Annotated in this window: 12 protein-coding genes; all 12 read right to left on the bottom strand. The window is 55.8% G+C overall.

Annotated elements, in window-relative coordinates; translation table 11 throughout:
- Positions 1–10: 10 nt before the first annotated feature.
- The gene (gene pdaA, locus NYE48_RS06630) at positions 11–784 is read right to left on the bottom strand and encodes a delta-lactam-biosynthetic de-N-acetylase (RefSeq protein ID WP_445323949.1); all 774 of its coding nucleotides are present in this window, start codon (positions 782–784) and stop codon (positions 11–13) included.
- Positions 785–897: 113 nt separating this feature from the next.
- The gene (locus NYE48_RS06625; protein WP_340997614.1) at positions 898–1,992 is read right to left on the bottom strand and encodes a DUF4349 domain-containing protein; all 1,095 of its coding nucleotides are present in this window, start codon (positions 1,990–1,992) and stop codon (positions 898–900) included.
- A 135-nt stretch (positions 1,993–2,127) separates the two neighbouring features.
- Positions 2,128–2,994: a class II fructose-1,6-bisphosphate aldolase gene (gene fba / locus NYE48_RS06620; protein WP_036711843.1), complete on the bottom strand. Its 867-nt coding sequence runs from the start codon at positions 2,992–2,994 to the stop codon at positions 2,128–2,130.
- Between the two features lie 75 nt (positions 2,995–3,069).
- Positions 3,070–4,050 carry an ROK family protein gene (locus NYE48_RS06615; protein WP_340997611.1) on the bottom strand — a complete coding sequence of 327 codons (981 nt, stop codon included), beginning with the start codon at positions 4,048–4,050 and terminating at the stop codon, positions 3,070–3,072.
- 46 nt (positions 4,051–4,096) lie between these two features.
- On the bottom strand, positions 4,097–4,894 hold the full coding sequence (locus NYE48_RS06610; protein ID WP_212950473.1) for a DeoR/GlpR family DNA-binding transcription regulator: 798 nt from the start codon (positions 4,892–4,894) through the stop codon (positions 4,097–4,099).
- A 16-nt stretch (positions 4,895–4,910) separates the two neighbouring features.
- Positions 4,911–5,972 (bottom strand): SIS domain-containing protein, encoded by a 1,062-nt coding sequence (locus NYE48_RS06605; protein ID WP_445323948.1) that lies wholly within the window; start codon positions 5,970–5,972, stop codon positions 4,911–4,913.
- Positions 5,973–6,117: 145 nt separating this feature from the next.
- Entirely contained in the window at positions 6,118–6,903 is a 786-nt protein-coding gene (locus tag NYE48_RS06600) for a response regulator transcription factor (RefSeq protein WP_340997606.1), read from the bottom strand.
- Positions 6,878–8,656, bottom strand: coding sequence for a cache domain-containing sensor histidine kinase (locus NYE48_RS06595; RefSeq protein ID WP_340997604.1), 1,779 nt, complete (start codon positions 8,654–8,656; stop codon positions 6,878–6,880). Before NYE48_RS06595 ends, NYE48_RS06600 begins: the two co-directional genes overlap by 26 nt.
- Positions 8,657–9,050: 394 nt before the next feature.
- Entirely contained in the window at positions 9,051–12,035 is a 2,985-nt protein-coding gene (locus tag NYE48_RS06590) for a glycoside hydrolase domain-containing protein (RefSeq protein WP_340997602.1), read from the bottom strand.
- A 101-nt stretch (positions 12,036–12,136) separates the two neighbouring features.
- Entirely contained in the window at positions 12,137–13,027 is an 891-nt protein-coding gene (locus NYE48_RS06585) for a carbohydrate ABC transporter permease (RefSeq protein ID WP_340997601.1), read from the bottom strand.
- A gap of 20 nt (positions 13,028–13,047) precedes the next feature.
- Positions 13,048–14,013 carry an ABC transporter permease gene (locus NYE48_RS06580; RefSeq protein WP_445323947.1) on the bottom strand — a complete coding sequence of 322 codons (966 nt, stop codon included), beginning with the start codon at positions 14,011–14,013 and terminating at the stop codon, positions 13,048–13,050.
- Positions 14,010–15,662, bottom strand: coding sequence for an extracellular solute-binding protein (locus tag NYE48_RS06575; protein ID WP_340997599.1), 1,653 nt, complete (start codon positions 15,660–15,662; stop codon positions 14,010–14,012). Before NYE48_RS06575 ends, NYE48_RS06580 begins: the two co-directional genes overlap by 4 nt.
- Positions 15,663–15,889 lie beyond the last annotated feature (227 nt).

The following is a 15,889-nucleotide window of genomic DNA, read 5'->3' as shown; positions in this document are numbered from 1 at the left end:
TCGCGTTGAATCAGTAGGTTTTCACTTTAAGCGCATCCAGGCTTTTGAACTCGTAGCCTTGCTGCCGCGCCCCGTCGATGATTCTTCCCAAAGCCTCCGTGTTGTCCCGGGAGATGGAATGCAGCAAAATGACCGCCCCCGGATGCAGCTGGGCCATCACCTGCCTGTAGGCATGGTCTGCGCCTCGCTGGTCGCTCACGTCCCAATCCTTATAGGCCACCGACCAAAATACGCTGACGTAACCTTCCTGGCGGCTTACCGCCAACGCGCGATCGTTAAAAATGCCCCGCGGCGGGCGGAGGAAGTTCATGGCCTGCCGCCCGGTCGTGGCCGCTACGGCATCCTTTACCCTCTTCAGTTCTTCTTTGAGCTTGGCGTCCGAGATCTGCGTCAGGTCGGGGTGGGACCAGGAATGGTTGCCGATCAGGTGCCCTTCCGCCGCCATCCGTTTCACCAGCTCGGGTTTATCCTCGACGTAATGGCCTGTCAGAAAGAAAATGGCCGGGACCTTTTTTTCCTTCAGCACATCCAAAATTTTAGGCGTAAACCCGTTTTCGTAGCCGTTGTCGAACGTCAGGTACAGCTCCTTGCGGGACGTGTCGCCCAAAAATATCGCTTCGTTTTTCTGCAATACTTCCTTGAAGCCTTCTTCGTTAATGGAAGGAAGCTGGCCGTTTTTGCTTTTTTTGAAGCCGAAATGGTAAGGACCGTCCGCCGACGCGGTTTGCTGGTAGCCGCAGCACAGCAGCAAAACCGCAGCCAATGCGATCACAAAACGCTTCACGTGGATATCACCTCTCCATCCAAAAATGGACTCAATTTGCAAACTAGAGGTAATATGCCACAATGCAGGCCAAGTTATGTGCGTTTTTGGCGAATTGCGGCTTGCTTTTCCTGTTATTCGTCTTTCCTGCCTTCTTCCCCGTTCTCCGGGCCTTCGTGATGTTCCGGAGCGGCAGCCCCTCCGTTATTGATCAGCTTGCGCTTTCGGGCCGCCTCTTCCCGTTTCCGCTGCCCCGATTTTCGCGCCAGCCAAAGGATGAGCAGAACGATCGCCGCGATGACCAGGACGGGAAGCGATCCGGACAGGATGACGATGATCCATTGGGCGATGATCGCGATCACGTCGACGCTGCCCTGAAAAGCTTCGGAAATGCGCTGCCCGAGCGGGGCTTGAACGGCGGACGCTTTCGGGTCCTCCTTTTTTTGGGGCGTCTCGTAAAGCCTGATTTCGACCGTGGAATAAGCCACGTTTTGGTCAATGTAACGCATGCGGCCTTTCATTTGCTCGATTTCCGCCTGGATTCGCTCCAGCTCGTTGGCAAAAGCGACAAGGTCGGTCGTTTTGGTCGCTTTTTTCATGAAAGCAACGTATTGCTCCTCCATGATTTGCTTGGCCTTGAGCCTCGATTCCAGATCGACGTATTCCTCCGTGACGTCCTGCCCTTCGATGCTTCGCTGCAGGTTTTCGTGCCCGATGTTCTCCAGCCGGCTTAAAAAGGAGGAGAAACCGTTTGCAGGAACTTTGACGATAAACGTGCCGCCTTTTTCGCTGGCGGATTGGGTCTCGCTGAAATTGACGATATAACCGCCGGAAAGCGTCACCGCGTTCCGGACTTCCGACTGCGCCTTTCCATAATCCTGAATCTCCATCACGATGTTCGCTTTGTACATCAGCTTTTTGTTCAGGCCGCTCGACAGATCCTGCGAGTTAAAGCCTGCGCCCGAAACCTGAGCCGGCGAAGACGCATTCGTCAGCTTGGCATCCGCGGAAGCCGGTTCTTCGGCGCTGTTGTTGCCCGCAGCCTCCGCTTCGCTTGCGGATTCCGCCGCTTTCCCTTCGCGTGGCGCATCCGCCCTGTCCGCCGAGGAAGCTTGGCTGTTGACCGACGCCGCATCTCCCGCGCTTTTGTCTTGCGCCCCCGACGAACAACCGCTGACCAACAACGCGATCAACAGCAATGCAGCGATCCATGACCCCCGATTCCTCATACCTAATCCCCCTTGAAGATGGATGAATTCCATTTTATCTACTAACGGTCCCATGATCTGGAAGGTTGCAGGCGGCACAAAAAAAGCCCCCCGGGATTTTTCCCGAAGAGCTATGGAATCGTTCCTTGCCTCCGATTAACGGAAGTCGCCGGCGCGTCCGGCGCAGCCGCAAAGCTGCATTTTTTCGATGGCCGCTTGTTTCAGCGCTTGTTTCGCCGGAATCATGTATTTACGCGGGTCGTTTTCTTCCGGATTGGCGGCAAATACCGCTTTGATGGCATCCGAAAACACGATGCGAAGTTCGGTCGCCACGTTCATCTTGGCCATGCCGAGGGACACGGCCCGTTTGACCTGCTCCTCCGGAATGCCGGAGCCGCCGTGCAATACGAGCGGCACGCTGACGACGTCGGCGATGCGTTTGATGCGGTCGAAGTCGATGTTCGGGTCGCCTTTGTATATGCCGTGCGCCGTCCCGATCGCCGGGGCGAGCGTATGAACGCCCGTACGCTCCACGAACTCGGCGCATTCGGCCGGATCGGCCAGCAGCGCGTCCCGTTCGTCCACGACGATGTCGTCTTCGACCCCGCCCACTTTGCCGAGCTCGGCTTCGACGTTGATGCCGACCGCATTGGCCGCTTCCACCACTTTTTGCGTGATCGCCACGTTGTCTTCGAACGGCGAATGGGAAGCATCGATCATGACCGACGTATAGCCGGCACGGATGCAGCTCATGATGACGGCAAAATCGGAGCAGTGGTCGAGATGGAGCGCGATCGGCACGCTCGCGCGGTTGGCGGCGACGGTCGCGGCTGCGGCGATGTAGTCCGCTCCCAGATGTTTGACCGTACCCACGGTCGATTGCAGAATTAGCGGAGACTGGGCCTCTTCGGCCGCTTCGACGACGGCCTGGAGCATTTCGAGCGTATGGACGTTAAAAGCGCCGATGGCGTATTTGTTTTGTCTGGCGGTTTGCAGTAAGGAAGTTGAAGAAACAAGTGCCATGTTCATATTTCCCCTTCGTTTGTATGAATTTCGATGCATGATGGCCGGTTAGAACCGATGCTTGTTTTCCGGATATCAAACGGTTGCGGCATGTCTTTGTTTCGCGTACATGGCGCTTCCGGTGACGCCTGCATCGTCGTTGTTTAAGGCCGGGGCCACCTGAAGGCCCTCCCTGTAATCCGGCAATATCCGGCTGTAGAGCTCCTTCCGCAGCGGCTCCAGCAGGCGTTCGCCCGCAAGCGCGCCGCCCCCGCCGACGATGATCAGCTCGGGACTGTACAGCGGGACCGCATAGGACAACGCGCGGCCGAGCAGCGTTCCCGCCTTTTCCATCACGCTGCGGGCGAGCGGATCGTCTTGATCGTAGGCGCGTGAAAGGTCCGCGGCGGACAGTTCCGCGAGCCGCCCCCCCGGATACCATTCCTGCAGGATGGACGCCTCTCCGTCTTGCATCCGCTTTTTCGCCTGGCGCACCATCCCCGAAGCCGATGCATAAGTTTCAAGGCAGCCATGCAACCCGCAAGGACACGGATCGGAAAGTCCGTCCATCACGATGTGTCCAAGCTCGCCGGCCATGTTCCGGTAGCCGTAGTAGAGCTTGCCGTCATTGACCATGGCCGCGGCGATGCCGGTGCCTACCGTCAGCCCCAGCACATCCTTGAAGCCTTTGCCCGCTCCATGCATCGCTTCGCCGTATACATAAGTACGAACGTCGTTGTCAATGTACACCGGCAGGTTCAACCGCGCCTGCAGCCGCTGGGCCGCGGGCAGGTTGCGCCAGCCGAGGTTGCCCGCGAACCGGGCGATCCCTTCTTCCGGATCGACGAATCCCGGCAAGCCGATCCCGGCCGCGGCGACCGAGACGGCAGCTCCCGTCTGGCCGGCAAAACCGACGGCCGCTTCTTCGATCATGGATGCGATTTTTTCCAAAATGGCGTCCGGGCCTTGGGAAACCTCCGTGGCCCGTTTGATTCGATGCACGACCTCGCCGGAGGGCGTTACCAAGCCGCATACGATGTTGGTTCCGCCCACATCCACGCCTGCATATATTTCCATTTTCACACCCGCCCTGCATTATTCGATAGATTTTGAAATAATGATGTTACCGGGCTTGCGCCACGTAAACCTGAACCTGCTCCGCCTCCAGGCGCGCCCGCGTGTCCTCTCCCGGTTCTTCGTCCGTGATGATCCCGTGAAGGGCCGATAACGGCGCCACCTGGAACAACGAGTTGCGTCCCGATTTGGTATGGTCGAACACCGCGATCGTACGCTCGGTCCGTTTCATCATGATTTTGGCGGTGTTCGCCTCCAGCTCGGAATAGGTGCTGACGCCCTGATCCACGGAAAATCCGTCGATGCCCATGAACATGATATGGATATTCAGCGCTTCAAGCGTCCGCTCGGCCAGCGGCCCGCACAGCTCGAAGTTTTTGCTGCGCAGCATGCCGCCGGTGAGCACCACTTGAATTTCCTCGATCGCGGCCAACTCCATCGCAATGTTGACGGCATTGGTGACCACGGTAATGTTCCTGCGGCTTTTTAAGGCCCGGGCGATCAGATACGTCGTCGTGCCTCCCGTCAAGCCGATGACGTCCCCCTCTTCGACCAGGGATGCGGCGAGCTGGGCAATGCGTTCTTTTTCCCGATAGAGCTTGTTTTGCTTTTCGTGGAATGGAATCTCCCTCCCGGCAATCAGTCCCGCGGGTTTCGCTCCCCCGCCCATCGTCCGGATGACCTTTCCGGCCTTTTCCAACGCCTCCAGGTCCCGTCTGGCCGTCGCCTCCGAGCAGTCGAATTGCTGGACGACTTCCTGAAGGGATATCGAACCGTTCTCAAGGATGTATTCTAAAATATGCTCCTGACGTTCTTCTTTCGATCCATTCCGTTCTCGCAAAACCATTTCGCTCCTTTATATGTCAGATTTTAACCACTTGGGTCAAATTCCGCGGGCTGTCCGGGTTTCTTCCCTCCCGCAGCGCGGTGTAGTAACCGATATATTGAACCAGCGGCATATTCAGCGCCGCTCTCGCCTCATCGCTGAGCTGCCGGCCGCCCGTGGCAAAGACCAGGTCCGCAAAAGCAGTATCTTCGCCGGCTTCGGCCGTCACGAGAACGACGTGCGCGCCGTATTCTTTCATTTCCTGCGCAACTTTGATTTCATAGGCTCTGGCCGTTTCGGACAGGAACAGGCATACCATCGTGCCCGGCTCCACCACCGACTTCGGACCATGCCGGAATTCCATTGTACCAAAACTTTCCGTCCATACGCAGGACATTTCCTTCAATTTCAGGCAGGCTTCGTGGGCCAGGCCGTTGTATGCGCCCATGCCGAGATAGATGAACTTGTTCAGCTCCGGATGGCCGTCGATCAGCGCTTTGGCTGCCGCATCGCCTTTCTCCACGGTTTGCTTGCTGAGCGCCATCACTTCCCTCAACTCGGAGAGATGGGCTTCGCTGCCCGCCGCCTTCGCCATCGCCGCCTGGAGCATAAAGGTCATGCTGCTGAACGATTTGGTCATGACGGTGCTTTTTTCGTTGCCGAGCGGGGACAACAGGCACGGCACGTTTTTTGCCATCGTGCTCTCTTCGTGGCAGGTTATGCCGCAGGTCGTCCAGCCGGCCAGTCCTTTGACCGAATCCAGCGCCAAAATCACTTCTGAGGATTCGCCCGAACGGGAGATGCCGACAAGCAGCACTTCCTTTTTCGCGGCGACCGCCTGCTCCCGGAACAGGTAAATTTCCGAGGACGGATGGGCGCTGGCGCTTTTGCCCGTCCATTTGCGGAAGGTGCTGGCCGCGGTTAACGCAAGATAATAAGAAGTTCCCGATCCGATAAAAACGACCTCGTCGAATTTGTCGCTTTTAAAATAGTTGTCAACCCAATCCTGCTGCCGTTCAAGCTGCTCCCAGGCGGCGGCAAGCGCCTCGCTTTGCCCTCCGATTTCCGGATACGTCAGTACGCCAAACTGTTCTGCCAATACGAACACCCCAGTCTTCAAAATGTAATGATAAGTCTTTATGCTGACATTATATTTCACTATAACGAAATTTACAATCATATATTTGATTGATTTTTGCAATATTTACGAAATGAAATGATATCCCTGACCGGAAGCTTCCCCTCTACTGCCGCGATTTTTTCCGGAACTCCCCCGGCAGATACCCCGTCATTTCGCGGAATACCTTGAAAAAATATTTTTCGTTCGGATAACCGGACTGAACGGAAATCCACTGCACCGGTTTGTTCGTCTGCCGCAGCAGTTTTTTGGCATGTTCGATCCGCAACTCCCGCACGTAGTCGTGAAACGTTGTGCCGACGATGTCTTTGAAGCAGCGGCTGAAATAACTGCGGCTCATGTTGACCCGCTGGGCGACGTCGGGCAGCAGCAGTTCGGTTTGGTAATGCTCGCGGATAAAACCTACGGCATTGCGTATGCATTCTTGCACCTCCGTCGAGTAGGAGAACCCGGCTTCCGCATCCGCGTTAGCGGCCCGGAACGGTTCGGGATCCGCCGCGTTGTTGCCCTTGGCCTCGCGGATCCGACCCGCGATCCGGCACAGGATGCCGTCCAGCTGCTCCTGCTCCAATTCGATTTTCGTGATGTAATCCACCGCCCCGAGCCGAAGCGCTTCCTGGATCAAAGCAAAATCATGATGAAACGTAAGCACCACCATGAACGTCCCGGGATATTTTTCTTTGACTTCCCTCATCAGTTCTAGCCCCGACATGACGGGCATCGCCAAATCCGTGATCAGGAGATCCACTTTCGTGTTTTCCAGCAGCTCCAGCGCCTTTTCGCCGTTACCCGCTTCTCCCGCGACCGTAAACCCGTATTTTTGCCAAGGCATAATTCCGATAAAACCTTTTCTCACCAAATGGTCGTCATCCACAACCAGCACGCTTGTCATCGGCAGCATCTCCTTTATCTTTAATCGGTATCGTCAGCATGACCGTCGTCGAAACGCCGGGAGTGCTTTCGATGGAAAAAAGGGCCCCGCCGCCGTAATGGCTTTTCAGCATGCGCACCACGTACTGCAGCCCGATGCCCATCCCCACCTTCCCCGCTTCCGGGCGGCCTTCGATGAAACTGCGGATCGTCTCTTCATCCATGCCCCTGCCATTGTCTTTGACGGCAATTTCGAGCAGTTGCCCCTTTTTTGCTTCGCGGATTTCCACTTCGATGACGCCGTCCCCGTCGAGGCCGTGGTACAGGGCATTTTCCACGAGCGGCTGCAAAATAAAACGCGGTATGGGCAAATCCAGAACCTCCGCTTCCACGTCGATATGAACGTCGATGCGCACGTTGTACCGGACTTCCTGCAGGGAAATGTAGCTCCGGATGGCCTCCAGCTCGGCCCGGACGGTCGGTTCGCCGTTTTTGCCCAAATTGTAGTACAGCAGCTTGTTCAGCGTGGACACCAGCCGGTCGATCTCCGCATGCCCTTCGCCTCTGGCGATCCAGCGGATCGTATCGAGCGTATTATGGATGAAATGCGGATTGATCCGGTTCATCAGCTTCTCCAGCTCAAGCGCGGACTTTTCCCGTTCGCTCCGTTCGATATCTTCGATCAGACCCGAAATGCGGGCGCGCATATGGTTCAGCTGCTCATGGATCATGTCGAACTCCAAATTGCCGGGGCGGCTCTCCGGTTTGGCCGGCCTTTGATGCTTCACGTCCCGAATTTCGCGGACCAGCCCCCGCAGCGGATCGTAAATCATGCGCCAGGTAACCAGGGAAAACAAAATGCTGATAAAAATGGCCGCGACGACGGTACCCGTAAATTTGCCGATCCATTTGTTCACTTCATGCTCATACGAGGACTTGGAGATGACCGTTACGACCCGCCAGCCTTGGTTGCTTGGTTCCGAAAAAGCGTAATATCCGTTCACCGGCGTTTTCTCTTGCCGAATGTCCGGGAAAAGCCCCCCTTCCGGAAACGCATCTTCCGCTTCCGTAAAGGCAATCCGTCCTTTGGCGTCCACGATTAAATGCTCGTACCCCTGGGATTTCTCCTGATTCCGGATCAGCGCCTCCACCCATTTGTAATTCGTTTCGATATAGACGTAAATATCGTCCCTTTCCTTCAAATCCCCCTTGCGGACCGCCGAAAACACGAGATGTCCGTCAAGCGGATTAAAGGACTTGTGGGGACCGTAATACGTGATCCGGCTCACCTGAAGCAAAAGCGGCAGCTTGTTCAGCGAAAACGACGGATCCGCCATGTAATTTTCGAAAAACCGCTCGTTCGTTTCGGCCGAAAAATAAAAGATCATGCCAAGGTTCGGATTCGTGAAGCCGATGACGCCAAGCTCCCGTTTGATTTCATCCTGCAGCGCCTTTTTGCCGTAAGCGTTCGCCTGCAAATACCTTTCGACGTCCTGGCCTACCTTCCCCTCGAACGCCAGCTGCTGGGAGACGTGGTTCATTTGGGAAAAGGTGTTGTCGAGCGACATTCGCACCTCATGCAAATGGCTGATCACGCTTGCCTGGGTTTTGTTTTCAAGCAAAGACAACATCGAATAATAGGTAATGCTGCCAAGGATGGCGAGCGGGAGCAGGGACGTCAGCGACAAAATGATGAGCAGCCGGTTTCTGAGCGAATAGGGCAGCTTGAACCGATGCTTGAACTGATGATACAGGGGCCGTTTTCGTTTCTCCATGCCATCCTCCCGAACCCGTTTTTGAACATATTTTTGTATCCGCTTACAAAAAAATGATATGAATTTGATTATAGGTACCCTGACAGCAGGCGGCAAGGCAAAACAGGGACGATTTTCGCTTGAAACCGCGCCGTTTCCTTCATTATATCCCGGCGAAAATCCTGCAAAGTCACAATTTTGCTTCTTGCTTGTTGCATTTTGTGCCGAAACGGCGGCCAACGGGAGACGAATGTGGACCTTCCGTGGACGAAAGCGGACTTTCCGCTCCGGAAAAAGGGTACCTCCAGACCGGAACCGGCCTTGAGATACCCTTCTGCCCGGGTATAAAGCTTCATGAAAATCGGCCGATCCCGCCCGCCGATTCAAAAGGAAGTGACGCCGATATTCCTTCCATTTACCGCCCCGTCACCTGCACATCCAGCTCGCCGCGATCCGGAAGCTGATACAGCTCCAGCTCATAAAGCGCGTACATGTTCCATGTTCGGCAGTCGGCATCGTTGATTTGAATCCGCAGCTTTTTGACCTCCGAAACGTCCGGAATCGCCGCAAACGTCTTTTCCATCACGTTGTCGTCTTTATCGCTCCTCCATTGGATCGGAACATGCCGGGCGACGGTAACGAAGTTCACGCCGTCCGTGGATACCTGCACGTCGATATCGGTGATGCCCTGCAGCAGGCCCGAGGTGGTTGCCATGACGATCGCGTTAAACGATTGCGGCTGATCCCAGGTCATGACGATGTCATGCGGGAACGGGTGGGTGTCGTTATACCCTTGGGGGCTCGCAAACATCGTGCCGTAATCGCCGTCGGCCATCTTGAGCGGGCCGTAGGTCACGCCTTGATCGCCGGTCCGCGTTGCGGTCGCGGTCACCTGCGCGCTGCTTCTGGCCTTGTTGCGGCCGGGTTCGTTTAAGGCACCTTTGATAAAATGGAGCGTGTATTCCTGCGTGGTTCGGCCGTCGGATGCCGTGGATACGATCGTCATGCGGCTCATGCCTTCCGGAACGACGGCAGTCGCCGCTTCGCCGCGGGCAACGGTCCGGCCGTTCACCGACATCGTGCCGTTTTCGTCCGTTTGCGTTGGCCGGACCGTCACGGCCCCCACCCCGTCAGGCAGCGGGAGATGATATTCTCTGACGGTGGCGTCGAAGCGAAACGACGGCAGCTGACCGATCGCGATATTGCTGAGAGAGGCGTCGTACGCTTGTTGTCCTTCCGCCATGTACACGCGGAAGGCGTCCAAATACAGGCCCTTGTTTTCCATGTTGACGACCTTGATCTTATGCCTGCCCGGCGTCAGATCGCGTTTGGCATAGATCGTGAAGTAATCATGCTGCACCTTTTCGTACGCATCCGCGATGACCGTTTCCGCATCGTCGATGGAAATCGCGATGTTGCCGGCAGCTTCGTTTTTCTCGACGACGACGTCGATCCCCTTGCCTTCAAACTCATATTCCACCGCATCGTTTGCCGTTTCCGTTACCCGCACGCCGCCTTGGTAAGCATACTGACGGCTTTTGTCATACCAGGTTCCGGCATATTGCAAATCCCCGCTTGCGTTGTCGGCCATGTACGTCAGCGGCAGCTGCTGTCCGTCGTACGGGCTTCCCGGGGCCGGAACGTCTCCAACCTGTTCGCCCGCCGCCGCCCGGACCATGTAATCATGGAGCGCCTTGACGTATTCCGGCGAGAGCGTGTACTTCCTCGCATCCGCCGGGCTCACCGCGCTGTCGACGATTTGCTGCGCCAGCTCCGGACGTTTTTCTTGGATTTTGCGCAGCAGCTCGTATTCCTCAAGACCGTCCCTTTGCGCCTCATAGCGGATGGAGCTTTTGACCGTCATGTTTTTCTTGTCCGGATAAACGATGGTCGAATCTCCGTACCAGCTGCCGACGTACCACGCATTCCAAGCCCAGTGCAGGTGGCCCTGCACGCCATGCTGAAACAGGTTCCAGTACAGCAGTCTGCCCGTCAGCGTCGGCTGCGTCCAAAAGCGGTTGAGCCATGGCGGCTGGTTCACTTCACAGGTGTAGACCCATAAATCGCTGCCGGCCGCTTGCTCGGCTTTATATTGATCCTCTTTTTCCTGGAACGCGGGCGTCAGGGGCACCCATACGTCGACGTAAGGTTTCGTTTTATCATTTAATAGAATCCCGTGCGGATCGGCATCCATCGTTTTAAAATCCGGGGCGATCTCTTTCACTTTTTTGGCGACGTACGTCCAGTAATTCGTGGCGTTGTCGTCGATCGGCTCATCCCGGATATGCTGGTACCAGGTAAAGCCGTTTTCGCTCGTCCAGCCTTTTTCCTGCAAATGATCATGCAAAGCGGTGAGGTAGTTGTTCAGAAAAGCGTCGGTCTGCGGCAGCGCGTCCGGCAGCTTTTCGTTCCAGGAAGGATCGGGCTTTTCGTCCGCCGGCATGTAGTTCAGGATATGGATCAAATGGGCGTTCGCGAAGTTTCGCATCCCTTTGTCGATGAAAATTTGCATGTACCTGTCAAACAGCGACCAATCGAGATCGTCCGGCACGCCGCTTAGAAATTCGGAAAGATTCGTTCCCGTTTCCTTCAAGAACAAATCCGTCCGGACCCAGATCATGTTCTGCCGGTAATCCGTCATCACCTGCGCGAAATTGTCCATCAGCTTAAACCATTTGTCGCTGTAGGTCTCCACGCCGTAATAGTACTTTCCGACGTCGTACGCGTCCGACGAGGCGTCGCCGAACTGCATGCCGTCCCATGTAAAGCCGTTGGTCATCGCCCAGATGTAATTAATGAACCGGGTATCCGAGGTTTGCGGAATTTCTACGTCGGCAACCTCCACCTGCAGCGGGATGCGGTAATCTCCGCGATTCGTTTTGACCGTCACGCTGCCTTCGTAAACGCCGGGCCCGGTCGATGAAGGCACGTAGGTCGTGATCCAAATCGGCTGCGTCGAGTCGGCGGCTACCTTCATCGACTTTTCGTTCGACAACGGGTCCGGGATGTCTGACAGGGGATAAATCGGATCGCCTACCCGTTCGGGAAAAAAGATGTTCGGCTGAACCGTGTCCGGCAGCCCGTATTCGGCAAAATGGTACTTCAGGTTGCTGCTGGCGATGGACTTGCGTCCGCCGGATACGAGGTTTGAAAATTCAACTTTCGTGATTTTAAAATCGGACGCCCCGCGGACGGCGATCTGGGCGTTTTCGTATTCGTTTTTGGCCGACACGATGCGGATGCCCGTTTCCGGATGTTGCGGCAGCGTGCTGGTGCGGTATACGGTTTTGAGCGCATTGACGACCCATACGTCAAGACCCGATGGGGCCGCCTCCGAAACGGGTGCCGCGGACAGCAGCAGAAGAAGGGCAAGCATCAACGACGGTATTTTTTTTCGCACGGTACATCATCGCCTCCATGATTTGATTGCAAATCATTTCTCGCCTGTTAAGACATGACGCCACCATCATATTCGGCAAAGCAGGTCAAAGCTGCTTCGCCCTACTCCTTCACCGACCCGAGCAAAATGCCCTGGATGAAATATTTTTGCAAAAACGGGTACACGACGAGCACCGGAACGACGGCCACGACGATTTTGGCCGCGTTCAGCGTCTGGTCCGACAGCTGCCTCATCAGCTCGTATTTGTTCGGGTCCGAGGCCATCGTGCTGATGCTCATTTGAACGACCAGCTGCTGGATGTAAGTCTGGAGCGGATAATGCTCCACGCTTCGCATAAAGATCATGCCGTCGAAAAACGAATTCCAATGTCCGACGATGCTGAACAAGGTAACGGTCGCAATCGAAGGCAGCGACAAAGGGATGTACACCCGAAACAGCATGTACCAAGGACCCGCCCCGTCCATGCTTCCGGCTTCGTTCAGCTCCTTCGGAATGCCGCGGAAAAAATTCATGAGCAAAATCACGTTGAATACCGGCACCGCGGACGGCAGTACCAAAGCCCAGATCGAATCGAAGAGCCCGAGGCTTTTCACCAAAATGTAAAGGGGGATGACGCCGCCGCTGAACAGCATCGTAAATATCAGGAACCACATGTAGGCGTTGCGGCCGCCAAACTGCTCGCTGGTCCGGGACAGCGGATAGGCCATAAGCACCGTCATCAAAAAGTTGATCGCCCCGCCCAGCAGCACCCGTTCAACCGACACCATAAAGGAATGGAGAAATTTCGAATCGGCCACGATCTGCTTATACGCGTACAGATTGAAGCCTTTCGGCCAAAACGATACGGCTCCTGCTGCGGCGTAAGCCTTATGGCTGAAGGACACCGCTACCGTATGGACGATGGGCGCAATGGACGTCAAAGCGATCAGCACCATGCCGACGATTAACAGGGCGTACCAAATTTTGGCCGATATTGTTTGGCTGCGTACCATGAGCTTCACCTCCTTCCCGATTAGAAAATCCGGTAATTCGCATACTTGTACGCGAGCGAGTAGGAAAAAATGATCAGAACGAACGCGATGAGCGATTTCATCAGCCCGATGGCCGTCGCGAACCCGTATTGGCCGTCCAGAATGCCCGCCCGGTACACGTAGGTGTCGATCACGTCGGAGGATTCATAGACGATCGGGGAATACATGTTGAAGATCTGGTCAAAGCCGGCGTTCAAAATATTGCCGATGGCCAGCGTCGCCAGCAAAATGATCGTCGCCCGAAGCAGCGGCAGCGTGATCAGGCGGGTTTGCTTCCGCCAACCGGCGCCGTCGATGGATGCCGCCTCGTACAGGTGGGGATCGATGCCTGCCAGCGCGGCCAAATAAATGATCGTGTTGAACCCGAATTCCTTCCACACGTCGCTGCCGATCAGAATGTACGGGAACACGCGGTTGTCCCCCAAAAATTGGATCGGGCCGATTCCGAAAACCTCCAGCATCCGGTTGACGATCCCGTCGGTCAGGAGCAGCTCCGAGAAAATTCCCGCCAAAATGACCCAGGACAAAAAATGCGGCAGGTAAACGATCGTCTGCACCGTCCGTTTAAACGCACGCTGCCGGACTTCGTTCAGCAGGACGGCAAACACAAGCGGCACGATCAGGTTGGCGACGATTTTGGATATGGCGAGAAACAGCGTATTCCGGATAATGACCTTGCTGTCGCTCAATTCGAAAAAATAGGTAACGTTTTCGAGCCCGACCCACGGGGATCCGAAAATCCCCTTGCTGATTTTGTAATCCTGAAAAGCCATCAGCAGGCCGAACATCGGGATGATGGAGAAAATAAGGAGCAGGATGATGCCGGGCATGAGCATCAAGTGGTAATGCGCCTGGAACGGTTTTTTGCTCTTCTTGCCCGGCCTTGTCTCGGAAAGCTCCGTTTGCGGCCGAACCGGAAGGCGGGTTTGCTCGGCTTTTCCCGTCATTTCTGAACGGCCTCTTGAACTTCTTTCATGATCTGCTCTCCGCCCTGCGCCTTCCAATCGGCCACGAATGAATCAAATGCACCCAGCGGCAGCTCGCCGAGGACGATTTTGAAATAGGTTTCGTTTTCCAGCTTCTGCAGATTGCTCCAGCGTTTCTCCATCGTTTTCGTCGTGGCCGTATACAGCGAATACACCTCGTTGAACTTTACGTCCGCCATCGGCTGCCCGCCGACCAAATACGCATAAGGAGGGCCCCATTCGCCGATGTTCGCTTTCGGGTCGGCTTTATATTTGTTCCAGCGCTCCAGATGCCCCTGCATCTCCGGAGACAGCTGGTCCGGCGTCAGCTTGCCTTCGATCGCGCCTTTGATCATTTCATGTTTTTTCAGCACCGCGTCGGGATCGCCGATGTTCAAATCGATCGGGCGCAGGCTGACATAGGTTTGGTCCAGCTTTTTATCGTCGGGCGTCGGCGTTTGCAGGAAACGGGTATTGTAGTTGAAATACGTCATGACCGCTTCCGGGTGCTTGAAGCCTTTTTTCACCACGAGGAAGCTGCTGCTCGGAGGCACGACGGTCGCATTGTACTGCCCATGGCCGTCGGCGATCGCGTAGGCTCTCCAATCGGCCTTCGGATCGGACATCATGGCGTTTGTCAAGGTGCCGAACGGCATGTACCACGGCCCGAAAAAGATGCCGCTTTTCCCGCCGACCACCAGCTCGTCGGGATTTTTGCGGAGCGCGAAGTCCTTGTCGATCAGCCCCTTTTTGTACCATTCCGCCAGCTTGCCGAGCGCCTGCTTGGCTTCCGGCGTGGTGGAGCCGTATACGACGTTGCCCGAGCCGTCCTTCAGCCAAATGCTTGGATAAGCGCCAAAAGCATTAAACAGCGCCTTGAAATCATAGTTCCAGCCGTAATCGGTCGTGACGACCCCGTTGTTGCCGGGCAGCCCGATCGTGTCGTTTTTGCCGTTGCCGTCCGGATCGCGGGTAATAAACGCCTCGGCGATCTTTTCCACGTCGTCCACCGTCTTCGGAGGCTGCAGGCCCAGCTTGTCGAGCCAGTCTTTCCGCACCCAGATCTCCTGGAAGGAATCTCCCTTCGGCACGATGTTCGGAATGGCCAGCAGCTTGCCGTCGATCGTCGCTTTGTCGAGGGACAAGCCTTCGTTCAGCTCATAGATTTGCTTGACCTGATCGGACGCATAAGTTTGGAATACGTCGGTCAAATCCTCAAGCTGATCGGCGTCCGCCAATTCCAGAAACGTCCGTTCGTCAACGACCATCGCATCGGGCAGATCGTTGCTGGCCACCGCCAGCTTCAGTTTTTGCGTGTAATCGTCGCCCGAGGCGTACCACATATACTTGAACTTCACGTTCGTTTTTTCGGTGAAATGGCGGGTGTACATATTGTCTTCGATCGTGTCCCCCTGCGGGATTCTTTCGTTCGGCGACACCGCTTTGATCGTGCTCACCTCCACGAGCTCCGGCAGCCGGAACGGATCGATTGCCGTTTCCGTTTTCGCTTCGGGCGGTTTGCCGGGGGCCCCGCTTTCCTCTGCCGTTTCCTTCTTGCCCGACGTGCAGGCCGACAGCAAAAGCATCACGGCGGCCAGCAGCACCAGCGCCGACTTCCCCTTTTTATTCATTAGCTTTCCTCGCTTTCCTGTAGGATTGATTCTAATGATACAAGGCGGATGGGCCGGCAGAGTCAGTTTCCCGCTTCAAATGGGTGCCGGTTGATCTTTAAAATAGCGCTTACATCATACGAATGTGCACTTCATGAGGATAAAAAGTGACCCCGGGTTGAGGGGATCTAAGATGGCGGGCGGCAAAAAAAGGATGCGCAAGCCGCCATGCGGTCTTGCTGCATCCT

It is taken from the genome of Paenibacillus sp. FSL M7-1455 (genome assembly GCF_038004655.1).
GTDB lineage: Bacteria > Bacillota > Bacilli > Paenibacillales > Paenibacillaceae > Paenibacillus_AQ > Paenibacillus_AQ cookii.
Note: the sequence above shows the minus strand (reverse complement) of the source record. Positions and strands in the feature narration are given on the sequence as shown.

Coding starts and splice junctions, on each gene's coding strand:
- NYE48_RS06585 (WP_340997601.1), bottom strand. CDS start 13,027: ATGGTACGCAGCCAAACAATATCGGCCAAAATTTGGTACGCCCTGTTA.
- NYE48_RS06615 (WP_340997611.1), bottom strand. CDS start 4,050: ATGGAAATATATGCAGGCGTGGATGTGGGCGGAACCAACATCGTATGC.
- NYE48_RS06610 (WP_212950473.1), bottom strand. CDS start 4,894: ATGGTTTTGCGAGAACGGAATGGATCGAAAGAAGAACGTCAGGAGCAT.
- NYE48_RS06625 (WP_340997614.1), bottom strand. CDS start 1,992: ATGAGGAATCGGGGGTCATGGATCGCTGCATTGCTGTTGATCGCGTTG.
- fba (WP_036711843.1), bottom strand. CDS start 2,994: ATGGCACTTGTTTCTTCAACTTCCTTACTGCAAACCGCCAGACAAAAC.
- NYE48_RS06600 (WP_340997606.1), bottom strand. CDS start 6,903: ATGACAAGCGTGCTGGTTGTGGATGACGACCATTTGGTGAGAAAAGGT.
- NYE48_RS06575 (WP_340997599.1), bottom strand. CDS start 15,662: ATGAATAAAAAGGGGAAGTCGGCGCTGGTGCTGCTGGCCGCCGTGATG.
- NYE48_RS06595 (WP_340997604.1), bottom strand. CDS start 8,656: ATGGAGAAACGAAAACGGCCCCTGTATCATCAGTTCAAGCATCGGTTC.
- NYE48_RS06580 (WP_445323947.1), bottom strand. CDS start 14,013: ATGACGGGAAAAGCCGAGCAAACCCGCCTTCCGGTTCGGCCGCAAACG.